Here is a 21,837-nt window from a genome sequence, read left to right as displayed (position 1 = left end):
AACAACAGCTCGTATCGTATTTACTGCTTTTTCGCTACAGGGAAGCTGATTTGAACTTTCAGCCCCCCTTCGTTGCGGTTATTCACCACAACGGAGCCGAGATGCTGGCTCATGATACGTTTAACGATCGCCAATCCCAATCCTGTGCCTTCGCTGCCGCGCGCAGTATCGCCCCGAGTAAAAGGTTCAAACAGCTTCGCTACCTGGTCTTTTTCGATTCCGGGTCCGTTATCTTCTACGCATACCCACGTCAGCTTGTTGTCGGCAGTCATACCCGAACTCACTTTGACCCACCCATTGCCATAACGAACGGCATTCACTACCAAGTTACTAACGGCACGTTTGATCGCGATTGGGCTACCTAATACAGGTTTATTGGGTTCTTGTAGGTCCGTTTCGATAGGAATTTCGTAGCCTCCTTCCGATCCGGCCACGTCTTTTGCAATATCGTTAAGATGCACAGGAGTGAATGAATCAGTATTTACGGGTTTCAAATAATCCATAAACTGGCTGATGATTTCATTGCACTCTTCAGTATCACTGATGATCCCTTCCGCTAAATACGCATCTTCAGGAGACATCATTTCCGTCGCCAGTCGAATTCGAGTAAGAGGAGTACGTAAATCGTGACTGATCCCAGCCATGAGAAGTGCTCTGTCCCCTTCTAGCTCTTGAATACCTCGAGACATTTGGTTGAATGCTTTTGTCACCGCTTTGATTTCGGTTGCGCCACGCTCTGGCAGCGGCGGTGGAATTTCACCTCGCCCAACGTTTGCGGCCGCTTTTTCTAATGCCATTAGTGGGCGGTTTTGCAAACGGATAAACAACCAACCACCCGCGATAATCAATAGTGCCCCAATCAGGCTGTTGCGGAAAAAGGGCGCGAAGTCTTCTTCTTGCAGTTCCGACAATGGAATCCGAATCAAATACCCAGATAAAGACTCGATTTTCACCCATAACACGTAGCTTTCTTCCGACAAGATAAGGCGGACGTGCGTTTCTCTGTCGAGGGCGGCGCTCATTTCTTCACTCATCAAATCGATTTCTGTGGCTTTGTCATACTCCTCAACGATGGCTTCATCAAGCGTATGCATGGTTACCCCAAGCTGCTCCAGCAGTTTACGACGCTGAGGCGCTTCGAGCACCACGCCGGATTCTAACTCAACACTTTCATCAAGCATGAGGTTCATCTCGTAGGCAAGAATACGGTTGAACTGCTGCAAGCTGGGTAAGAGCGCGTAATTGAAAACAGCAAAGTAGGAAAAAACCTGACTGGCAATAAGTAAGGTAAGGAATAGAACTATGCTTTGAGTACGGGAGCTGCGTAATCGCATCGAGGGCTCCTTTCGGAAATAGGTGAGAAGTGTTATCGGTTAAAAAAGATAGGGAGTAAAGTGATTATCTTTACTCCCTACTCATGTCAGTTTTGAGCGTTACATTTCTTTGCCGTCTGGGACAAAGACATAACCTAATCCCCAAACCGTTTGAATATAACGTGGGCGGCTAGGATCTTCTTCCAGCATACGGCGTAAACGGGAAATTTGAACGTCAATAGAACGTTCCATGGCCGAGTATTCACGACCACGTGCCATATTCATGAGTTTGTCACGCGACATTGGCTCACGCGCATTGGTCACGAGCGCTTTCAGAACCGCAAACTCACCGGATGTCAGTGGCATAGGTTCTTCACCGCGGAACATTTCACGTGTCCCAAGGTTCAGTATGAATTCACCGAACTCGATAACCTTATCTTCAGCACTTGGGGCGCCCGGTGCTTCAATCGTCTGACGACGTAAAACAGCTCGGATACGAGCAAGCAGCTCACGCGGGTTAAATGGCTTAGGTAGGTAATCGTCAGCGCCGACTTCCAAACCAACAATACGGTCTATCTCATCGCCTTTTGCTGTCAGCATTAAGATAGGCAGCATGTTGTTGGCATTACGCAAACGGCGACAAATGGACAAGCCATCTTCACCAGGTAACATCAAGTCCAATACCATTAGGTGGAAGTTTTCGCGTGTTAGCAGACGATCCATCTGTTCACTGTTGGCGACACTACGCACCTGAAAACCTTGCTCAGATAAATAGCGCTCTAACAAAGAACGTAATCGAGCATCATCATCTACCACTAGTATTTTGTAGTTCTCTTGCATAGATCTTACTTCCGCTAACAACTTAATCGGACTAAAGGTAGCATTGACTGAGCGTTTTTCACTCAATCAATTGTTACACTTTATTTCTTCGCTTCATATATGAAACACAAGTATATACCCTACCTCATTCTGACCGCGAGCGATTATTGACAGAGAAAACTGCTTTGTCGTTGATTTACGCAGCTAAATCACAGTAGATGATTCTATTTTTTCAATTGTCACAGGAATGGATTTCGATATTGGTGTAAAACTGTACTCCCCATGACTGTCGAGAGCCACTAACGGATTAGTTTCTGGAAAATACGCCGCCAAGTTACCCGCAGGTATCTCATAAGCAACCAGTTTAAATGAGGTAACCTGACGCTTAACATCGTCTCCCCAACAGGCCGTAATGGTCACCCGATCCCCTTCTTGGCACCCCAAAAGTTCTATATCGGTTGGATTAATGAACAATACTTTTCGCTCGCCAGATATCCCACGGTATCGGTCATTAAAGCCATAAATGGTGGTGTTGTATTGATCATGAGATCTCATGGTTTGTAACACAAAAACGGGATCGGTACTTTTACGTGGTTTTGCCCATTTGATTATCGATTCAGGTAAAGCATGAGAATGAAACTCTGCTTTTTCACTTTGAGTGGCCCAAACACGCTCTGCTGCTCGGTTTCCCAAGTAAAAGCCACCGGGCTGTTTCAAACGATGATTAAAATCGGTAAATCCAGGGATGGTTTTCTCGATGAGGTCGCGTATTAAACCGTAATCTTTGATGAGTGCCAGCCAATCAACCGGAGTAACACCCAGCGTTGCCTGCGCCATACCTGCCACAATTGCGGGCTCTGAACGCATTTCGCTTGTGTCACTTTTCACGACGCCACCAGACGCGTGCACCATGCTAAAGGAATCCTCGACGGTCACTTTTTGGGGCACACCCTCTTGTAAGTCGATATCGGTTCGACCCAAGCAAGGCAATATCAACGATGCCTTACCAGGCGTGACGTGTGTTCGATTCAACTTAGTGGCAATATTCACCGTGAGATCACAAGAAGAGAGCGCTTGCAGCGTTCTGGCGGAATCCGGTGTGGCTGCTGCAAAATTTCCCCCTAAGGCAATGAAGACTTTGCTGCGCCCCTCTTCCATAGCTTTGATGGTTTGAACGGTGTTGTGCCCTTCATCTTGAGGGGGTTTAAACCCAAATTGTTTTTCTATCGCGTCCAGTAGGGATTGCGGTGGTTTTTCATCAATGCCCATAGTGCGATCACCTTGTACATTACTGTGCCCCCTTACTGGACATAGCCCTGCACCGCGTTTTCCCACTTGCCCACACAACAATTGTAGGTTCGCCATTTCCTGAATGGTTTTCACCGAGTGTAAATGTTGAGTAATGCCCATCGCCCACGTCAGTATTACTTTTTCAGAATGCCGGTAAATTTGTGCGGCGTGCTCGATTTCCGCTTGGCTTAGTCCAGACTGATCTACAATTTGGTGCCACTCCGTGTGTTCCACTTTGTCCAGATACGCCTCAAGCCCAAGTGTGTGATCTTCAATAAAACGCTGGTCAAACACACTCCCTGGTACGGTCTTTTCGCTTTGAAGTAAGGCTTTCACCATCCCACGCACCACCGCCATATCTCCCCCTAATTTGGGGGTAAAATAATGATGCGTAATTTTCGTTCCACCGCCCGTGAGCATTTCGTCCATCGCCTGTGGGTTGGTGAATTTCTGCAGTCCGCGCTCTTTGAGCGTATTGAATGTGACGATATTGGCGCCTCTTAACGATGCAGAGCGTAAGGTGTCCAACATTCTCGGATGGTTTGTTCCGGGGTTCTGCCCGAAGACAAATATAGCGTCGGCATGATCAAAGTCGTCTAAGGTAACGGTACCTTTGCCCACACCAATGGATTGTTTAAGCGCAACACCACTGGCTTCGTGGCACATATTTGAACAATCAGGGAAATTGTTGGTGCCATACGCACGTACAAATAGCTGATACAAGAAGGCGGCTTCATTGCTTGCTCGACCTGATGTATAAAATTCCGCTTGATTAGGATCGGGAAGCGCTTTGAGGTGTTTGGCTATTAGCGCAAAAGCATCGTCCCAACTTATAGGGCGATAATGGTCTGAAGATGGGTCATATTGCATGGGTTCTGCCAGACGACCTTGATCTTCCAGAAAATAATCCGTTTGTTTGGCAAGCCACGACACTGGATAGGTCGCAAAAAAGTCCGCACGAACACGACGGCTCGTTGCTTCCCAGTTCACCGCTTTTGCGCCGTTCTCACAAAACTTAAATCGGCGGTTCTCTTCCAGCTCACCCCAAGCACATCCGGGGCAGTCAAAGCCATCGTGTTGGTTTGTACTCAGCAAGTTGCGAATATTTCGGATAACGCTCTCACTTTTGATCAAGTGCTGAGTGGTGCTCGCTAACGCCCCCCAGCCTCCGGCATTCCCTGTGTATTTTTTTACCGTCATCATTTTTCCTTGATGTTATTTTTTAGGGGCTGAGAACCAAAGGCTAATCTTTGCTCACCGCTATAAATGTTAAACCCCTCTTGCTGACAAAACCCGATCAGCGTGATGCCAAAACGCTGTGCCATTTGCACTGCAAGCTGAGTGGGCGCCCCGACAGATACCGCAACAGGCACACCAGACATCACGACTTTTTGCATCATCTCAATACTTACTCTGCCGCTCAGCCCAATCACTTTGCCCTTTTCCATGTATTCTGGAACGCGTGCTCGCAGGCCAAGTAATTTGTCCAACGCATTGTGCCTGCCTACATCCTCTGCGATAGAAAGAAGGGAGCCGTTAGCATCAAACAACCCGCAACCGTGAGAGGCCCCTGTTTGGACGAATAGATCCTGTTGGGCTTTAAGCGCATCAGGCAACGAAACAACGACTTGTTCAGGAAGCCAACGAGAGGTGTTGTCTAGTTTTGGGACACCTCGAAGTTCAAGTAACCGAATGGCAGACTTGCCACACAACCCGCAACTGGAAAAGGACGCACTGCGCCCTTGCGACGCCCAATCGACCTCTAATTCGGGCACCAGTTCTGCGTAACATTCGTTACTATCCGTGCCTTCACCAAATGTTAAGCTTCTAACTTGAGCTACGCTGTCAATCACCCCTTCCGAAAGCAACATCCCAAGAACGAGTTCGCGATCCCCCCCCGGCGTTCGCATCGTCGAAAACAGGTGCTTTTCTTTCACGCTGGTATCGGGTTGTTGCTGTCGCAGCCAAATCGCTAAAGGTTCCTCAACGATCAATTTATCAGTCTGAGGAATGCACTTACCTTGTTTCACCGCGATTCGATTCAGGCGCTTTGTCGATTTATCCGTCTTATCGAGGTATTGCTCTGGGCTTTGTGCCACCCTATTCTTCACTATAGTCAGACCTGTTAAATGTTTGTTACTTCCAAATGAAACAGTAAATTGTGCACTCCGCCATACCAAAGCATAAAAAATGGGCACTGAATGTCGATTTCGCGACAATCCGTGGCTGAAATTGAAAACTATGTCAAAATTACTCTAATCCCATGAAACACGGCATTCCATTTCTGCTGACTTGTGGTAAAACTGACCCTAATTCCGGATACCGCTCTGAACAGGATGAAAACAAATTTAATTACACGAGAAGGCTTTAATCGCCTTAAAAAAGAGCTCGATTTTCTGTGGAAAGAAGACCGCCCAGAAGTGACGAAAAAAGTCACTTGGGCAGCAAGCCTTGGCGATCGCTCAGAAAATGCGGATTATCAATACAACAAAAAGCGCCTACGTGAAATCGACCGCCGAGTGCGTTACCTAAGAAAGCGCCTAGAGCAAGTGAAAGTGATCGACTACGCTCCTCAACAAGAAGGCAAAGTCTTTTTTGGTGCGTGGGTAGAAGTGGAAAACGAAAGCGGCGAGACCAAATCGTTTCGTATAGTCGGTCCCGATGAAATTTACGGTGGCGTCAAAGACTACATTTCCATCGATTCGCCCATGGCGCGCGCTCTATTGAAAAAAGAAGTGGACGATGAATGCGTCGTTCGCACTCCTGACGGTGAAAAAGAGTGGTTTGTTAACGCCATTCGCTACGATAAATCCTCGTAGACACACCCATTCCCCAAATTTTACTAAGAGTACACACGGATGAGCCAAGCTATCTGTCAAACCATTGCTCAGGAACTGAACGTTCGCACTGAGCAAGTCTTATCAGCCGTTACCCTAATTGATGACGGAAATACCGTCCCATTTATTGCCCGTTACCGTAAAGAGGTAACAGGTGGATTGGATGATACCCAGCTTCGAAACCTGGATTCTCGCCTTTCTTATCTGAGAGAAATGGATGAACGCCGACAAACCATCATCAAGTCTATTCAAGATCAGGGTAAACTGACTCCAGAGCTTGAAGCGGAGATCAACGGCGCAGACAGCAAAACACGCCTTGAGGACTTATACCTACCGTATAAACCGAAGCGCCGAACCAAAGGTCAAATAGCGATTGAAGCTGGTTTAGAGCCTCTTGCCGATACCCTATGGCAACAGCCAGAACATCATCCAGAGTCCGAAGCAGAAAAGTATCTCAATTCAGAAAACGGCATTGGGGATACAAAGGCTGCGTTAGATGGTGCTCGTGCCATCATCATGGAGCGTATTGCTGAAGACGCAAACTTGTTGGAGAAAGTCCGTGTTTACTTGAACAAGCATGCCGAATTGAGTGCTCGCGTTATTGAGGGCAAAGAGCAAGAAGGCGAAAAATTCAAAGATTACTTTGAGCACGATGAAGCCATCAGCAAAGCACCGTCTCACCGTGCATTAGCCATGTTACGTGGGCGAAATGAAGGCTTCCTTCAATTGTCCATGAATGCGGATCCACAGCAGGAAGAGGGGCAGCGAGGTTCGTACTGTGAATCCATCATTGCCGAGCACTATGGTATCCACCTAAGCCAAGCACCCGCCGACAGTTGGCGTAAACAAGTCATCAGCTGGGCATGGCGCATTAAAGTATCGATGCACATGGAAACGGAATTGATGGGTGCATTGAAAGAGCGCGCTGAAATTGAGGCTATTGAAGTATTCGCCACCAACTTGAAAGACCTGCTCATGGCCGCGCCTGCTGGTCCTAGAGCAACATTAGGTCTTGATCCGGGTTTACGTACGGGTTCTAAAATTGCAGTGGTAGATTCAACGGGTAAAGTCCTTGCCACTGACACCATCTACCCTCATCCACCACAAAAGCAATACGACAAATCGGCACACGTGGTCGAGCAGTTGGTTCGTCAGTTCAATGTTGATCTCATCGCTATTGGTAACGGCACGGCTTCACGTGAAACCGATGCCTTTGTTGCCGACGTTATCAAACGCGGTAATCTCAAAGTGCAGAAGATCATCGTCAGTGAAGCAGGTGCATCGGTGTACTCTGCGTCTGAGCTTGCCGCCAATGAATTCCCGAATATGGATGTGTCGCTGCGTGGTGCGGTGTCAATTGCTCGCCGCCTACAAGATCCATTGGCTGAATTGGTGAAAATCGACCCTAAATCGATCGGTGTCGGTCAATATCAGCATGATGTAAGCCAAAGCTTGCTAGCGAAACGTCTTGATGCGGTAGTGGAAGACTGTGTGAACGCCGTGGGTGTAGATGTGAATACGGCATCTTCCGCGCTGCTGACTCGTGTCGCAGGTCTTTCAACGACCATTGCACAAAACATTGTGAACTATCGCGATGAAAATGGGCGCTTTGCGAATAGAACCACATTGAAAAAAGTCGCACGTTTAGGTCCAAAAGCGTTTGAGCAATGTGCTGGTTTCCTACGGATCATGGATGGGAAAAACCCACTGGATGCTTCTTCTGTTCACCCAGAAGCTTACCCCGTGGTGAAATCCATCGCTGAGAAAAACCAGAAAGACATCAAAGTGATGATCGGCGACAGCGGATTCCTGAGCTCACTTAAAGCCGTTGATTACACCAACGATTCATTTGGTCTACCAACCGTTACCGACATCATCAAAGAGCTCGACAAACCCGGTCGCGATCCTCGCCCAGAATTTAAAACCGCCACTTTTGCCGACGGCATTAACAAAGTTTCGGACTTGGAGCCTGGCATGGTACTGGAAGGCGTGGTGTCTAACGTGGCCAACTTCGGGGCTTTCGTGGACATTGGTGTGCATCAAGATGGCTTGGTACACATATCTGCGCTTACCGATCGCTACGTCTCTGACCCACGTGAAGTGGTGAAAGCCGGTGACATCGTGAAAGTGAAAGTCATGGAAGTGGACGTACAACGCAAGCGAATTGGGTTGTCCATGCGATTAAACGATGAACCGGGGCAAGATAGCCGTAGCTCGCGACCTGCAAGCAATCGCCCATCTGGTCAACGTCAAGACAGAGGTAATCAGCGCAACCGCAACCAAGGGCAACGTAACGAGCCTCAAAACGGCGCAATGGGTGGCGCATTCGCAGCTGCCTTTGCTAATGCGAAGAAGAAATAAATCTTCTCACACGCCTCTGCACTTAATAAAAGCTGAATAGCAAAAGGTCGAGCATATGCTCGACCTTCTTTTTCGTTTTTATCATTCCAACCCATAGAGTCAGAAAAACTAGAAATAGTAAATTGCTAACCCAATGGTAATAACCATTCCAACGTAGTTATTGTTGAGGAAGGCTTGGAAGCATGCGTCTCGATCGCGGTGTCGCATTAAGTGTTGCTGATACACAAACAATGCACCTGTCGCCAATACACCCCAATAGTATCCGCTGCCTAATTGAAGCCACATCCCAAGCACAATCAACAGTGCAACGGAAACTAACTGCAGCAATCCAATGATCAGTTTATCGAAGCGACCGAATAAAATGGCCGTCGATTTGATACCAATTTTGAGGTCATCATCGCGGTCAACCATAGCGTACTGGGTGTCGTATGCAATGGTCCACAAAGCGTTGATAGCAAATATTAACCAGACTTGAGGGGGTAACTCTCCTGCTTGCGCAGCCCACGCCATTGGGATAGCCCAACTGAACGCCAAGCCAAGAAACAGTTGAGGTAAATGCGTAAAACGCTTCATAAATGGATAAATGAAGGCGAGCACAATCCCGATAAAGGAGAGCTGGATAGTCAATGTGTTCATGGTAAGAACCAAGACAAATGACGCTAATCCAAGGATTGCAAAAAGCGCTAATGCTTCTTTGCCACTGACTAAGCCAGATGGAAGTGGACGATTTTGGGTTCGCTTAACATGCCCATCAAAATCGCGATCTGCATAATCATTGATCACACAACCAGCAGAGCGCATTAAAAATACACCAGCAATGAAAACGACCAACACATCCCATTGTGGGAAACCTTCTGCAGCTAAGAACAGTGCCCATAACGTCGGCCAAAGAAGCAACAAAGAACCAATTGGACGATCCAGCCGCATAAGTTGGAAGTACGCTTGCGCTTTCGCCTTCAACATTTATACCTTCTCCTTGGTATAGATCGGTGCATCTGGTAGAAACAATTCCGCCACGAGCATGGGTTTGTGATTCATCCAAAGTGTTGAGCGTCTTGCCATTAGATCACCTGTTGGGAGTTTCGCCCACCCAAGCTCTAAACCATCTCGACGTACATCTTCTGCACTAAACACGGTTAACCCTAAAGGAATTGTTCCTTGGCGAGCTAAGTCTGATTGTTGACCTTGCAAAGAGGACACGGGAATCAAAGTTCTGCCTATGACCCAAGGAGAAGCGTCACCGGATAAAACCACTTCACGCAATAAGCATGATTCAGCAGGTAAACGGTTCAGTTCATCTATGGTTAACGCGTCTGACTCAACGGTGCTGTTATTCAATAAATCCACACCTAAGTGACTGCATCTCTGCGCCAATAAGCGTGATAACGAACCGGACTCCAGCAACCAACGTTTTGAATGCTCATCGCGATAAGAAAAGTGCTCAGGTGATTGCCAGGTAACTGATTTCAGTGCGGTTAAGTACAACGATTTCAACTCATCCATACCATTATTCTATTAGACGCATTACAATAAAATGTGATGCCGGAAAAATTTCTTTTAATTTGGTCACTGTTGACCCACTATTGTATCAGACTATCCATACCCAAGTTACCCATAAAAAGAAAAGACACATTATGATTCGAAATCTTATAAAGCCATGTATCTTAGCTTTCGCTCTACTTTTTTCTGCTGCAGGAGCCACAGAGGAAGAAAATACAGGACCTCAGTTCGCTTACTATACGTTGCAACCAGATTTAACGACCAATTTTCACACAAGTGGGAAAAAGCTGGGTTACCTTCAAGTACGTATAGACATTATGGTCGCTGACGCGACATTTGTCCCTTTACTGGAGCAACACACGCCGCTGATTAGAGACGCAGTGATAGATTTGCTTGGTAAACAAGGCGAAGATAAAGTGAAATCCCTGTCGGGAAGAGAAGATTTACGTAAAGAGTTGATGGCGCACTTGAATGAAATTTTGCTGCCAGAAACAGGTAAAACCGTTGTATCCGATCTACTCTTTACCAAATATCTTTATCAGTAATTGATAACTGAAAAGTATCTTGCTCGGAAAAGTATTCCGTTGAAAAAAGAATGTTTAAAAAGAGATACTAAGTATCTCTTTTTTTATGCGCGTCAATTAAGCCAAGAGCGCACCCAGCAATCAACCCCATAACATGAGCGGTATTGGCTATCGCCATAAAAGGTTGTGCGAAGCCGATAACCAACCACACAAGCATAAAGCCCACAATGGGCTTGGCTATCGTAATACCTAGATGCGGTGCTTTCCAACTGAGCATCCAGATGTACCCTAGCAGGGCGTACACCACGCCAGACAATCCACCAAAATTAGGTCCAGCAACCAAGTACTGCCCAAGTCCAGATACCGCCGCTGACACAAAGAACAGCAGTAAGAGTTTCCCACCACCTAATTTACGCTCTATATCACCCCCCAACTGCCACCACCACAACACATTAAATACGATGTGAAGCGCTGAGAAGTGAAGAATGGCATGACTAAACCAACGCCACACTTCAAAGGCTTGCTGTGACGATGCCGGAAAGTGGAAGGTATTTAAAAGTACAGGTTCAAAGCCGATGATTTGCCCAAGGAATACAACAGCACATACGATCATTCCAATGAGCGTGATAGGACCAGCTTTTGCGGTAATCATCGATGCCATGGAAGGAGAGCCATAATGAAATTGGCTCTTGCGACTTTCTGCAACGTTCCAAGAGGCTTCAAGATACTTGGGGTTATCTGGGTGTTGAGTAAAAAGAGTAAATTCGGCTTGTGCTTCATCTACATCCTGATCATTCATCACCCAAAGTGCGAAGCGCCCTTCCCCTTCGGGCATCATTTCAACCAAGATGCCTCTCGTCGCCATATAATCTATGTATGCCTGCCCCAATCTTGGGTTATTCACATCAGCCAGTCTGATCAAAGAGTTAACCTATACCGATTCGATTGAATTTCCACTACGTTGCCATGCCTCGAAGCCACCATCAACGCTGTACACTTCTTCAAAACCTTGATTCACCATATATTGCGCTGCACCTTGGCTGCTCACGCCGTGGTAACACATGACCAAAATGGGTTGTTCAAATTCATGATCGTTCATGAAAGACACAATTGTGTCATTGGTCAGATGAAAAGCACTCGGCGCATGAGCCAAAGCAAATGACTGCGGATCACGAATATCCACCATGACGGCTTCGCCACTCTCCAATTTCAGCTTCGCTTGCTCGACATCAATGTGTTTGAACTGCTCCATTTGATTCCTTATCAGAGTTTTTTTTGAAAATTATTGGTCTGGTGTAAGTGTAACGTATCCAAAGGCAAAGTTAGACCCGTAACCGATAAGGTTATCCACTACTGTGTAATTTTGCACCATTTGTGGAAAACTCTGTGGATTGCGTTGATAAAGTGTCTTTTGGATCTTAGATCCACAATATGTAGTGATGATCTTTGTTTTTCTGTGTGTAAGAGTAAACATATCCCCATAGGTCAAAAGCTCTCTCACCCCAATATACACCCGTATTGACCACTATAATCGAAAGTTATTTTCACAGAGTTATCCACAATTGATTTGTAAAATTGAAGATCAAAAAAGCCGGGTCCTTTCGGATCCCGGCTTTTCAAATTCTTTCGGTGTAAGCTTAGAATTCACCAACTGCTAATTTCAGCTTCTTCATCGCATTCTTTTCTAATTGTCGAATTCGTTCTGCCGACACACCGTATTTATCTGCCAGTTCTTGAAGCGTCGATTTTTGATCATCAAGCCAACGAGAACGAACGATAAATTGGCTTCGTTCATCCAATGTTGCCAAAGCGTGGCTCAGACGATTATTGGTATGCGTTTCCCAGTTATCGGCTTCAACGTTTTCAGCGACATCCGATTGCTTGTCTTCCAAGTACAAAACGGGCGCTGAGTATGCAGCGGCGGAATCATCATCTTCAGCGGGTAATTCAAAAGCCGCATCTTGAGCAGCCAAGCGTGATTCCATCTCACGAACTTCTGAAGGCTCTACACCAAGTTCACGAGCAACGGTTTCTACTTCACCGTTATTAAACCAACCTAAACGCTTTTTAGATTTACGTAAGTTGAAGAATAGCTTGCGCTGCGCCTTGGTTGTGGCAATTTTTACAATTCGCCAGTTACGCAAAACGTATTCGTGAATTTCAGCTTTTATCCAGTGAACAGCAAACGATACCAAACGCACACCCACTTCTGGGTTAAAGCGCTTTACGGCTTTCATTAAGCCAATATTGCCTTCCTGAACTAAGTCTGCCATTGGCAAACCATAACCTGAATAACCGCGAGCAACATGAACGACAAATCGCAGGTGAGAGAGGATGAGACCTTTCGCTGCATCAATTTCACCTTTGTAGTGTAGTCTCTCGGCGAGTCCACGTTCCTCTTCAGCGGTTAGCATTGGGTAGCTATTCACTGAACGGATATAGCTGTCTAGGCTATCTTGTGTTACTAAAGCCATAGAATACGCTTGCTTAGTCATTCAATTCCTCATTCGTCTCTTAATTAGAGCAATGGTTAATCTAACGTCGCCTTCTTGAACTCAAAATGAACAGATTCCAAGAGGGGAAAGTTATTATCCATAGTTCTACGTCACTGGCAAGTCAGAGATCGCCTCTACCGGCCACTTAACCTGAATATATGACTTAAAAATGCTACACAGGTTCAATTTCTTTTAAGTGACGCTGAGCGGATAGTTTAGCGGCTATCAGCCCTAATGCCGTACCAATCATCAGTAAGATAACGGTTTCATCCCAATTCATACCAATCAATCGAAACTGACTGTCGTACAGAATAGCTAAGTCTTCAACGGCACCATTCAATAAAATAGTAATGATTGCGGTTAAAATCCACGCGGTAATTGCGCTGATTCCACCAAACCACATACCAGTGTATAGATAAGGTCTCAGGATAAAGCCATCGGTTGCTCCAATGAGCTTCATCACTTGTATTTCTTCTTTGCGGGCCAGCACATTGAAACGCAATGTATTTCCTACGATAAGGAAAACAGCGCCGAGCATTAAAAAGCCCAATGCTGCAGCCAAAACTAGCGCTAAGTTGCGGATAGCACCTAGCCTCTCTAGCCAGTCTTCATCCATTCGCACATCCGTTACTTCGGTGTAATTCTGAATTTTCACCCTGAGTTTGGATATGTCGCTTTGTTCATCGGTGTTCGGTGTTATTACCAAAACAGCAGGTAATGCATAGTCATCCAGTAAGGATAAGGCTTGCTCCAGCCCAGAATGTTGGCTCATGTCCTCAAGACCCTGTTGAGAAGACACGTATTCGACCGCTTTTATTTCATCCAAGCTTTCGAGCTCATCTTTAAGCACCATAATACGAGCTTCTGGGGTCTGTTCGATCAGAAAGGCATTGATTTGCAGCGACGCATTCATCCCTTGAGCCGCGACACTTAAGTTTTTTCCTACCAAGTAAAGGCAAGCTGGCAACGTTAGCGCCATTGAGATGACGGCGAGAGTGAGCAAATTGCCCAACGGACGCTGCAGCAGTTCCATCAAAGATAGGCGTGCTTGCTTAAAATGCGCTTTTAGGAAGTTGTCCGTTTTAGGACGATTTTTAGCGCCCATAGGAATCGACCTCACTCAAAAAGCCCTGATTTAACTCTAACCGGCGATACTGCGATCTCGTATTCATTAAATCGACGTCGTGCGTTGCAAATAGAATGGAGACGCCTGCGCGGTTAAATTCATCAAACAAGCTCAATACTCTGTTCGACAAATCTGAGTCGAGGTTACCTGTTGGTTCATCGGCCAATAATAGTGTCGGTCGATTAACGACAGCTCGTGCGATACCCACACGTTGCTGCTCCCCTCCAGACAACTGGTTAGGCAAGCATCGCGCTTTATCCAACAAGCCCGTTTTATCTAGCGAAGCAGAAACACGGCGTTTTATCTCATTTTCAGAGACCGATTCAATGCGCATTGGCAGTGCGACATTGTCGTAGACACTTCGGTCCATTAACAAGCAGTGATCTTGGAATACAATGCCGATATTGCGGCGCAGGAAAGGAATGTCGCCATTTTTGATGCGTGTAATATCGTGACCATTGAAGCTTATTTTCCCATCTGTTGGGCGCTCAATTGCACAAATTAGCTTGAGCAGCGTGCTTTTACCCGCTCCTGAATGCCCACCAAGAAAAGCCATTTCTCCACGTCTAAGGTGGAAGTCAACTTTTTGCAGCGCTTGTCTTCCGCCACGATATGCTTTACTGACTTGCTGAAACCTGATCACGCGTGCTGATTCCTATATATGCGCCATATTAATAACTTGTGGCGAACTTACTCTTCTCGACTAAACAATGCATCAATGAATTCTTGCGCTTCAAATGGACGCAAATCATTGATTCCTTCACCCACACCAATATAGCGAATAGGAATCTGAAATTGGTCGGCAATGGAGAAAATTACGCCACCTTTGGCAGTTCCATCAAGTTTTGTTAGCGTTATCCCCGTGACTGGCGCGACCTCACTGAACAATTTAGCTTGGCTGATCGCATTTTGACCGGTACCTGCATCCAAAGTAAGCATAATTTCGTGTGGCGCTGAGTCGTCAATCTTCTTCATTACGCGTACGATTTTGCGTAACTCTTCCATAAGATTACTCTTATTTTGCAAACGACCCGCAGTATCGGCAATAACTACATCCACACCACGTGCTTTGGCTGCTTCAATGGCATCGTAAATCACTGAAGCACTGTCTGCACCAGTGTGCTGCGCGATAACTGGGACATCATTTCGCTGTCCCCAAACTTGCAACTGCTCAACAGCGGCCGCGCGGAAAGTATCTCCCGCTGCCAACATGACTTTCTTGCCTTGAGACTGAAATTGCTTCGCCAGTTTGCCAATGGTCGTGGTTTTACCTACACCATTAACACCTACCATCAAAATCACGTATGGCGTTTTGCTGGTGTCCACTTCAAGAGGTTGTTCAACATGGCTTAAGATATCTGCCATCTCTTCTTTTAGTAAACCGTAAAGCGCCTCACCATCTTTCAAATCGCGATGAGAAGCTTTCTCTGTCAGGCTGTCGATGATCTTAACGGTCGTATTCATACCAACATCGGCAATCAGAAGTTGCTCTTCGAGTTCTTCAAACAAATCGTCATCAATTTTTTTGCCTTTGAACATGCCAAAGAAGCCTGCACCAATGTTCTCTTTGGTTCGGCTTAGGCTACGTTTTAGGCGTGTGAAGAAGCTCTCTGTTGGTTTTTCTTGCTCAACGATTTCAGGCTGAGCAGGCTCAGGTAGGTCAAGCTCTTTGGTAACCGCTTCTTCTGTTTGTTCGCTTACCGTCGGATCAGAAACGCCTTGCGATTCATCAACCGCGCCACCTGTTGGCTCTTCAACAGATGTTTCCTTAACTTCTTCAGCGACAGGAGTTTGTGATGGGGCTTCTGATTGGTCTGATTCTTGTTGAACACCATCTTGAACTTGTTGGTTAGCTTGTTGGTTTTGCTCTTCTTCACCAAAGCCCAGCCAAGACAATAATCCGCGTTTTTTCTTACCTGTCATCGGGGTTCCTAAATAAACTTCAAAAACTTTCTGGTACACTTGACCGCGTATACTATCACTTTATTCGCGGTCAAAAAATCTATGGTAAGACGTCGTCAGTCAAACTCATCACAAAAAAAACAATCGAGCGGTTTTGTACGGATTATCAGTGGGCTTTGGCGAGGTCGCAAGTTGCCAGTTTACGACGCCGAAGGATTACGTCCGACCACCGACCGTGTCAAAGAGACTCTTTTTAATTGGCTAGCTCAAGATGTCCCGAGAGCGAAAGTTCTTGATCTATTTGCAGGGTCTGGAGGATTGGGGTTTGAATCCGCAAGCCGTCAGGCACAGCACGTCACTATGCTTGAAATGAACAAACAGGCTCACAAACAGCTTCAGTCTAATATTCAAACACTTGATGCCAGTAACATCGAAGCCATCCATACCGATACGCTGGCATTTTTGAAGCAAGCAGGTACACCGCACGACGTGGTATTCATCGATCCCCCTTTTCGCAAAGGGCTGTTAGATGACGTGATACATTTGCTTGAACAAAATGGCTGGTTAAGCGCCAATGCGATGATTTATATTGAAGCGGAAAAAGAACTGGCCATCGATGCCGTTCCAACACATTGGCAATTGCATCGGGAGAAAACCGCAGGTCAGGTTTGCTACCGTTTGTTTGAAAGGGAAGAGAAATGAAAGTACTTCTAATTCTTGCGAAAGCCGCCATCGCGTTTGTATGGCTGGTATTGTTGATCAATATTTTTCATCCGTTTCCAGGTAAAGCCGCTATTGCGCTGTACATCATGACGGCATTTTTGTTCTTCATGCACGGGCTTCAAATGTTGATTTTCTTGGGTGCTTTCGGCGACAAGATAAGCATTACTCGCTGGGAAAAGTGGTCGATACTGATATTTGGTATTTTCTCGTTACTGGATATCCGCAGAAAGTACATGAGCTAAGTAAGCCGAATTCAAGATAAATAAAAAACCGCAGTCTTAAAACTGCGGTTTTTCTTTGTTCTTATGAAAGTGAGGCGCTCTTGCTCAAACTAAAAGCTGTCGCTCAAACTAACAGCTCTTATGCCATCTTGAAGTAAGCACTGACACCGTCAAGGAACATCTGGGTTGAGATAATCACCAACAAAAGCCCCATTAAGCGCTCTACGGCTTTCAATCCCCGCTCTCCTAACAACTTATGGAAGAAGTCATAAAACATCAGTATCAAAAAGCTGGCACCCCAAGCAATCATCACTGCACCTGACCACTCCCAAATTCTCGCTGGCTCCTGATTCGATAACAATAACAAAGACGCTATCACCGACGGTCCTGCGATCATTGGAATCGCGATTGGCACAATATAAGGCTCTTCGCCTGCCGCTAATCCAACCACACCTCCAGGCTGGGGAAAGATCATTCTAATCGCAATGATAAACAGAATAATACCACCGGAAATGCTCAACGTTTCTGGCTGCACATGCAGGAAGTTCAGGATTTTCTGACCTGCAAAGAGGAACAGCAACAAAATCATCAGTGCGAAGAAAAGCTCACGAGCGAGCACTTTTCTTCTTCGTTTGGGGTCTAGGTGTTTAAGAATGGACAGTAAAACGGGCAAGTTACCCAACGGATCCATAATCAAAAACAACATGACAGCAGCGGATAAAATATCCATCTAAAATCTCAAGTCGGCATCAAATGCCGACAAGTATATACCCAAGTAACACCAAGATGCAGAGTTCTAGCCTCGAAATCAGTGAGAACAAACTCTCGCCGCGTTCAAGGAGAGCATTTCACCTTCGACAAAGATTTTTTGCCTTTGCACAAAGAATTCGAGCAACTCTTCTATCGTCATGCCTTCACGGCTACAGGTGTGAAATGTCGCATCGTTGCCAAACGACAGCTCAATGCGCTCTAGCAGCTGTTGAAGGTTAAGGTCTTGCTCTGCCAGCAAATGTAAAACTTGATGTGCGTGTACGGACTGAGACATGGCTTTCTCCAATTAGGGAATTGCCATTCAGACTAACGAAAGGGTTAACCAAGCGGTTGATTTAGCGCAATGATGGTTGAGATAGAGATAAAAAAGAGACCAATAAAATAGCTGGCTGAACACCAAGCTTCACCATTTCGGATTGGGCTTTTAAAGTGGTGTAGAACAAAAGTCATCTGAGACATCAGCAAAATAAGACACCCAACAACACCTAATAAGCTCACTAAGCTCATTTGAGTCAGCCATACTTCTCCTGACGCCCATAAGAGCTGCACCAAAACCATTCCCAAGACGCTGATGGGACCAAGCAGTTTATCCAGTTGAGGCAGTAAAAGAAGGAAAACAATCACTCCCGCGGCAAAGAGAAAAGCAGGCAGCCACCATATAATGTCACTTTCGAGTTGGGACCAAAACGTACCACTGATAGACACAATCGCAAACAAATCAATAAGAAAGGAAAGCTTAGATGTTGGCGAGGTGGATGTACGTAGAAGCTCACTCACTCCAAACGCGCCCATACCAACTAGCAGCCACAGCGAGGGTTCTGAAAACGGCACGGTTAGCCATATTGCGGCGCAAAGTAAGAGCGCGGCAATCGGTCTAAAAAAGCTGACTGCCCTGTCGGATGCATTTGAAGTTGCGATGTCTATTAGATTGGATTGCTTCACGCTTCATCGACCTCTTTTACCGTTTCAATCCACCAGTTATGGCTACACTTAAAAAGTAGAGGCTCAGTGTAGAGAGAGATAATTCGAAGTCCAGCAACAAATGTTCATAATTGGATCTAGATTAATCTTCAAACAGTATCTAGAACACCAACACAACATAGTTAAACAATCCATTAACAGTCACCTTGAAAATCCTCTTCTCAGCCATTCTGTACATATTAGATCTTGAAAGTGTAGTTAATCTCTTTGATTAATCGCTTTAAACAAACAAGATAATTGATTATAAATTTACAACAAAACCCTTTAATTTCAATAGTTAATATATACTTAAAAAAACAAATAAGACACCAACCCTTTGCAAGCACCGTACTCCATTCTTATTTCATTTATTAATCTTAAATTTCTCACCAATGATATTAATTCTCATTAATCTACAGAAAAAACACCCATCAAATCAAGAAACAGTGTTTTATTGAAATTAGAGGGATTAGGGGGGATCGAAAAGAGATTTATACAACAAAATATTATGAACAATATCTAACATTAAAAATAACCAATAAAAACAACATATTAAAATCAAAATTTAACCGTTAAATGTTTTTCGCTCAAAATAAAAACAACAAAAACCTGACACTAAAGTGACGTAAATTGGTCGTTTTGAGGCTAGATTAGTTATGTTTTTGAGGCTTAGAGAAATAAATACTTGATCAAAACCCAAAATAAGTGCTATTCTTTTTGTCAACGGATAAATTATATATTTTAGGAGCAGCGTTATGATTACGTCTTCACAAAGACAAGGACTTGTAATGATTGCAGTAGTTGTTGGTTTAATGACGCTGCCAATGCTTTACATTTAAGTTCCAGCAAATCATTTCATGATGGAACAAACAAAAAAGGGTAACGCAATGCGTTACCCTTTTTTGTTCGTTCAAATTCTGTTGTTTAAAGGTGTTTACTGAGTTCTTGCCAGTGCGCGTAATAGAAACTTAGAGCCACTAGTGTAATCACAACCATTAAACTCAGTGCTACCCCCCAAATAAATCGACCACTTCTCGGTGTCAGTTCTTTCTCACATTCATCACACAGCTTCAAAAAGCGAATGGAGTCATCAAGCTCTTCTATATGTTCGTTAACAAGCGAATCCCTTGTTGCCGCTACTGTGCGTAATTTGTCGATCACGTCATGAGGTAATCGTTCTTCGCAGCTTGAAATCAACTGCTCCATCGTCCCACCAGATGCGTGGTATTGCTGCCTAAGCAACTTTTCCAGCCTGCGGGTCTTTGTCACGACTTTTTCAATATCTGACATTACCGTCCCTCCCTACTGGGTAGTTGGCACAACTTTCTGACAACACAACCAGTTTCATAACCTATTGCCCAGCATATACCTAACTCGCTGTTTTATGGCTATCCTCGTTTGAATTTAGCGCATTTACCGCAACAAATTCTCTAGCTAGATCACGATTTGTGTCGCATTCCTATGACGAAGCGTCTGGTAAGAGTAAAATTGAACACCATTGTGTTTCATAGATGATATTTCCTCATGCCTCTTACTCTGTTTGCCCTATTGATCCTTCTCGCGCTTGCTGCGGGTTGGTTTTTTGTTCAATTTCAAAAACGCCATACGTTTGGTGAAGATGCGCCGGAGCAAACAACGGAAGTCACCGTTTTAGACAAACAAATCATTGATGTACCCGATCCTAAAGAAGGTGAAGAATCTCAAGAATATTGGATCTACGTTCAAAAAGGTAAAGTCGGCCCTAAACGTGAATTCCAAATTGGTGTTCACTACTACCACGCTCTAAACCCAGGTGACAAAGGAACACTGACATATAAAGGTCAGAAATTCATGCACTTTGCTTTAAAGCGTTAAGCCTGTTAACACAGTTCGATAGCGAAACTGTTTCTATGGTACCAACCATCTTGTATGGCTTGACTTAGACAGTCCCCAGCTCATCAATAACGCGCCTAAGAATCCAATGCACGTCCACAGTGGGATCACCCATAATGGATGATTGCCTTCGTACCATTGCCACTGGTACAGAGGTAAAAGCATTAATGGGTGCGTAAGATAAATCCCTAAGCTATGACGGCTGACAAACGAAACCAAACGTTTCGACTTGTCACTTAGCTTGGGGGCACAGTATCTCACCAATAAAAACAGCGCCACAGCTTCCATCACGGTGTTAATGGTTTTGTACGACAGCCATCGCCCAACTCGATATTGTTCCGCTTCTAAACTCAATGTAATCACTTGATAGGCATTACAAGCAATCGCTGCTATCGCCACTGTTCCTAGCAGTAAAACGAAAGACAAAGGCACGCTCTCTTGCTTAAACAACAAATAACCTAGAAGTAGGTATCCGGAAAAAAGCCACAAGTCGTTTGACCACAATCCATCAATAAAAAACAGATTCAGCGTTGTGGTCATCATCCAAACCACCAGCAAAGCAATCAGCGGAGGGCGGTCAGCGTGTTGAGCCAAGTGAGTCAGAAATGGGGCAACAAAATACAACGGGATAAAATAATAAAAAAAGCCCAGATGGTAATAGGTTTCGTGATAAAAAAACGCCGAGACTTTTTCTATGAGTACGTTAAGACTCAATCCATCCGTTAGGGAATAAGAGGCAATCACAGCGAAAATAAACGACCAAACCACAAACGGCACAACCACCTTCACCACACGCCTTTGAACGTAATAACGTAAATTAAATGGGCGTTGATCACTGAGCAGCAACGCTCCTGTAATCATGATAAAAATAGGAACTGCCCAACGAATGGCGCTGTTCAAGGTTATCGCACTAAGCCAGTGACCTATCGGAGTCTCCCCGAGCAAGTGACGATACGGACCAAGAACGTGAATTGCGACAACAGCAACCGCCGCAACGCACCGCAATAGGTCAAAATAGAAAATTCTTTGTTGCATAACATACTCCCAACTTCCCCAAATATATCAGTAAAAGCCGGGAGTACTATGTTACCAACCGTCAGAAAAAGGGAACTCACGGTCAGAA

At 45.2% G+C, this 21,837-nt stretch carries 23 protein-coding genes; 6 read left to right on the top strand and 17 right to left on the bottom strand.

Annotation, left to right across the window (positions count from 1 at the left end):
- Positions 1-20: 20 nt before the first annotated feature.
- The 4 genes from envZ to fdhD form a co-directional block, all read right to left on the bottom strand.
- Complete coding sequence (gene envZ, locus CW749_RS27570) at positions 21-1,334, bottom strand: two-component system sensor histidine kinase EnvZ (protein ID WP_101115676.1); 1,314 nt, start codon at positions 1,332-1,334, stop codon at positions 21-23.
- 99 nt (positions 1,335-1,433) lie between these two features.
- Positions 1,434-2,153, bottom strand: coding sequence for a two-component system response regulator OmpR (ompR, locus tag CW749_RS27565; RefSeq protein ID WP_101115675.1), 720 nt, complete (start codon positions 2,151-2,153; stop codon positions 1,434-1,436).
- Between the two features lie 183 nt (positions 2,154-2,336).
- Complete coding sequence (locus tag CW749_RS27560; protein ID WP_101115674.1) at positions 2,337-4,622, bottom strand: FdhF/YdeP family oxidoreductase; 2,286 nt, start codon at positions 4,620-4,622, stop codon at positions 2,337-2,339.
- Positions 4,622-5,533: a formate dehydrogenase accessory sulfurtransferase FdhD gene (fdhD, locus tag CW749_RS27555; RefSeq protein ID WP_180958510.1), complete on the bottom strand. Its 912-nt coding sequence runs from the start codon at positions 5,531-5,533 to the stop codon at positions 4,622-4,624. The genes CW749_RS27560 and fdhD overlap by 1 nt, the downstream gene beginning before the upstream one ends.
- Positions 5,534-5,758: 225 nt before the next feature.
- Here fdhD and greB point away from each other — a divergent pair, with 225 nt between their 5' ends.
- Positions 5,759-6,241, top strand: a complete 483-nt coding sequence (gene greB, locus CW749_RS27550) for a transcription elongation factor GreB (protein ID WP_101115672.1) — start codon at positions 5,759-5,761, stop codon at positions 6,239-6,241.
- 39 nt (positions 6,242-6,280) lie between these two features.
- The gene (locus CW749_RS27545; protein WP_101115671.1) at positions 6,281-8,620 is read left to right on the top strand and encodes a Tex family protein; all 2,340 of its coding nucleotides are present in this window, start codon (positions 6,281-6,283) and stop codon (positions 8,618-8,620) included.
- A 108-nt stretch (positions 8,621-8,728) separates the two neighbouring features.
- Here CW749_RS27545 and ubiA read toward each other — a convergent pair whose 3' ends face one another.
- Together ubiA and CW749_RS27535 are read right to left on the bottom strand one after the other, a co-directional pair.
- A complete protein-coding gene (gene ubiA, locus CW749_RS27540; protein WP_101115670.1) occupies positions 8,729-9,583 on the bottom strand; it encodes a 4-hydroxybenzoate octaprenyltransferase in 855 nt (284 codons plus the stop codon).
- On the bottom strand, positions 9,584-10,123 hold the full coding sequence (locus CW749_RS27535) for a chorismate lyase (RefSeq protein WP_101115669.1): 540 nt from the start codon (positions 10,121-10,123) through the stop codon (positions 9,584-9,586).
- A 131-nt stretch (positions 10,124-10,254) separates the two neighbouring features.
- Between CW749_RS27535 and CW749_RS27530 the strand changes: the two genes are divergently transcribed.
- Positions 10,255-10,665: a flagellar basal body-associated protein FliL gene (locus CW749_RS27530; RefSeq protein WP_101115668.1), complete on the top strand. Its 411-nt coding sequence runs from the start codon at positions 10,255-10,257 to the stop codon at positions 10,663-10,665.
- Between the two features lie 67 nt (positions 10,666-10,732).
- Here the strand turns inward: CW749_RS27530 and glpG are convergent, their stop codons facing one another.
- The 6 genes from glpG to ftsY form a co-directional block, all read right to left on the bottom strand.
- Positions 10,733-11,566, bottom strand: a complete 834-nt coding sequence (glpG, locus tag CW749_RS27525; protein ID WP_101115667.1) for a rhomboid family intramembrane serine protease GlpG — start codon at positions 11,564-11,566, stop codon at positions 10,733-10,735.
- Between the two features lie 9 nt (positions 11,567-11,575).
- On the bottom strand, positions 11,576-11,896 hold the full coding sequence (gene glpE / locus CW749_RS27520) for a thiosulfate sulfurtransferase GlpE (protein ID WP_101115666.1): 321 nt from the start codon (positions 11,894-11,896) through the stop codon (positions 11,576-11,578).
- A gap of 385 nt (positions 11,897-12,281) precedes the next feature.
- Positions 12,282-13,139 carry an RNA polymerase sigma factor RpoH gene (gene rpoH, locus CW749_RS27515; protein ID WP_101115665.1) on the bottom strand — a complete coding sequence of 286 codons (858 nt, stop codon included), beginning with the start codon at positions 13,137-13,139 and terminating at the stop codon, positions 12,282-12,284.
- 172 nt (positions 13,140-13,311) lie between these two features.
- Positions 13,312-14,244, bottom strand: a complete 933-nt coding sequence (gene ftsX, locus CW749_RS27510; RefSeq protein WP_101115664.1) for a permease-like cell division protein FtsX — start codon at positions 14,242-14,244, stop codon at positions 13,312-13,314.
- Positions 14,234-14,908, bottom strand: coding sequence for a cell division ATP-binding protein FtsE (gene ftsE / locus CW749_RS27505; RefSeq protein WP_101115663.1), 675 nt, complete (start codon positions 14,906-14,908; stop codon positions 14,234-14,236). The genes ftsX and ftsE overlap by 11 nt, the downstream gene beginning before the upstream one ends.
- A 47-nt stretch (positions 14,909-14,955) precedes the next feature.
- Positions 14,956-16,188: a signal recognition particle-docking protein FtsY gene (ftsY, locus tag CW749_RS27500; protein ID WP_101115662.1), complete on the bottom strand. Its 1,233-nt coding sequence runs from the start codon at positions 16,186-16,188 to the stop codon at positions 14,956-14,958.
- Between the two features lie 81 nt (positions 16,189-16,269).
- On the opposite strand from ftsY, the gene rsmD reads away from it, so the two are divergent.
- The gene (gene rsmD, locus CW749_RS27495; RefSeq protein WP_101115683.1) at positions 16,270-16,869 is read left to right on the top strand and encodes a 16S rRNA (guanine(966)-N(2))-methyltransferase RsmD; all 600 of its coding nucleotides are present in this window, start codon (positions 16,270-16,272) and stop codon (positions 16,867-16,869) included.
- A complete protein-coding gene (locus CW749_RS27490; protein WP_101115661.1) occupies positions 16,866-17,132 on the top strand; it encodes a DUF1145 domain-containing protein in 267 nt (88 codons plus the stop codon). The genes rsmD and CW749_RS27490 overlap by 4 nt, the downstream gene beginning before the upstream one ends.
- Positions 17,133-17,250: 118 nt before the next feature.
- Here the strand turns inward: CW749_RS27490 and CW749_RS27485 are convergent, their stop codons facing one another.
- The 4 genes from CW749_RS27485 to CW749_RS27465 form a co-directional block, all read right to left on the bottom strand.
- Complete coding sequence (locus tag CW749_RS27485) at positions 17,251-17,841, bottom strand: YhgN family NAAT transporter (RefSeq protein ID WP_101115660.1); 591 nt, start codon at positions 17,839-17,841, stop codon at positions 17,251-17,253.
- Between the two features lie 78 nt (positions 17,842-17,919).
- The gene (locus CW749_RS27480) at positions 17,920-18,156 is read right to left on the bottom strand and encodes a YecH family metal-binding protein (RefSeq protein WP_101115659.1); all 237 of its coding nucleotides are present in this window, start codon (positions 18,154-18,156) and stop codon (positions 17,920-17,922) included.
- A gap of 44 nt (positions 18,157-18,200) precedes the next feature.
- On the bottom strand, positions 18,201-18,824 hold the full coding sequence (locus CW749_RS27475) for a lysoplasmalogenase family protein (protein ID WP_101115658.1): 624 nt from the start codon (positions 18,822-18,824) through the stop codon (positions 18,201-18,203).
- A gap of 942 nt (positions 18,825-19,766) precedes the next feature.
- Positions 19,767-20,132, bottom strand: coding sequence for a DUF4145 domain-containing protein (locus CW749_RS27465; RefSeq protein WP_101115656.1), 366 nt, complete (start codon positions 20,130-20,132; stop codon positions 19,767-19,769).
- 234 nt (positions 20,133-20,366) lie between these two features.
- On the opposite strand from CW749_RS27465, the gene CW749_RS27460 reads away from it, so the two are divergent.
- Complete coding sequence (locus tag CW749_RS27460) at positions 20,367-20,696, top strand: DUF2500 domain-containing protein (RefSeq protein WP_101115655.1); 330 nt, start codon at positions 20,367-20,369, stop codon at positions 20,694-20,696.
- A gap of 33 nt (positions 20,697-20,729) precedes the next feature.
- Here the strand turns inward: CW749_RS27460 and CW749_RS27455 are convergent, their stop codons facing one another.
- A complete protein-coding gene (locus tag CW749_RS27455; protein WP_101115654.1) occupies positions 20,730-21,749 on the bottom strand; it encodes an acyltransferase family protein in 1,020 nt (339 codons plus the stop codon).
- Between the last annotated feature and the right edge of the window lie 88 nt (positions 21,750-21,837).

It is taken from the genome of Vibrio sp. vnigr-6D03, assembly GCF_002835515.1.
GTDB classification, from domain to species: Bacteria; Pseudomonadota; Gammaproteobacteria; order Enterobacterales; family Vibrionaceae; genus Vibrio; species Vibrio penaeicida.
Note: the sequence above shows the minus strand (reverse complement) of the source record. Positions and strands in the feature narration are given on the sequence as shown.

Coding starts and splice junctions, on each gene's coding strand:
- envZ (WP_101115676.1), bottom strand. CDS start 1,334: ATGCGATTACGCAGCTCCCGTACTCAAAGCATAGTTCTATTCCTTACC.
- ompR (WP_101115675.1), bottom strand. CDS start 2,153: ATGCAAGAGAACTACAAAATACTAGTGGTAGATGATGATGCTCGATTA.
- CW749_RS27560 (WP_101115674.1), bottom strand. CDS start 4,622: ATGACGGTAAAAAAATACACAGGGAATGCCGGAGGCTGGGGGGCGTTA.
- greB (WP_101115672.1), top strand. CDS start 5,759: ATGAAAACAAATTTAATTACACGAGAAGGCTTTAATCGCCTTAAAAAA.
- CW749_RS27545 (WP_101115671.1), top strand. CDS start 6,281: ATGAGCCAAGCTATCTGTCAAACCATTGCTCAGGAACTGAACGTTCGC.
- ubiA (WP_101115670.1), bottom strand. CDS start 9,583: ATGTTGAAGGCGAAAGCGCAAGCGTACTTCCAACTTATGCGGCTGGAT.
- CW749_RS27535 (WP_101115669.1), bottom strand. CDS start 10,123: ATGGATGAGTTGAAATCGTTGTACTTAACCGCACTGAAATCAGTTACC.
- CW749_RS27530 (WP_101115668.1), top strand. CDS start 10,255: ATGATTCGAAATCTTATAAAGCCATGTATCTTAGCTTTCGCTCTACTT.
- glpE (WP_101115666.1), bottom strand. CDS start 11,896: ATGGAGCAGTTCAAACACATTGATGTCGAGCAAGCGAAGCTGAAATTG.
- rpoH (WP_101115665.1), bottom strand. CDS start 13,139: ATGACTAAGCAAGCGTATTCTATGGCTTTAGTAACACAAGATAGCCTA.
- ftsX (WP_101115664.1), bottom strand. CDS start 14,244: ATGGGCGCTAAAAATCGTCCTAAAACGGACAACTTCCTAAAAGCGCAT.
- ftsY (WP_101115662.1), bottom strand. CDS start 16,188: ATGACAGGTAAGAAAAAACGCGGATTATTGTCTTGGCTGGGCTTTGGT.
- rsmD (WP_101115683.1), top strand. CDS start 16,270: ATGGTAAGACGTCGTCAGTCAAACTCATCACAAAAAAAACAATCGAGC.
- CW749_RS27490 (WP_101115661.1), top strand. CDS start 16,866: ATGAAAGTACTTCTAATTCTTGCGAAAGCCGCCATCGCGTTTGTATGG.
- CW749_RS27485 (WP_101115660.1), bottom strand. CDS start 17,841: ATGGATATTTTATCCGCTGCTGTCATGTTGTTTTTGATTATGGATCCG.
- CW749_RS27480 (WP_101115659.1), bottom strand. CDS start 18,156: ATGTCTCAGTCCGTACACGCACATCAAGTTTTACATTTGCTGGCAGAG.
- CW749_RS27465 (WP_101115656.1), bottom strand. CDS start 20,132: ATGTCAGATATTGAAAAAGTCGTGACAAAGACCCGCAGGCTGGAAAAG.
- CW749_RS27460 (WP_101115655.1), top strand. CDS start 20,367: ATGCCTCTTACTCTGTTTGCCCTATTGATCCTTCTCGCGCTTGCTGCG.
- CW749_RS27455 (WP_101115654.1), bottom strand. CDS start 21,749: ATGCAACAAAGAATTTTCTATTTTGACCTATTGCGGTGCGTTGCGGCG.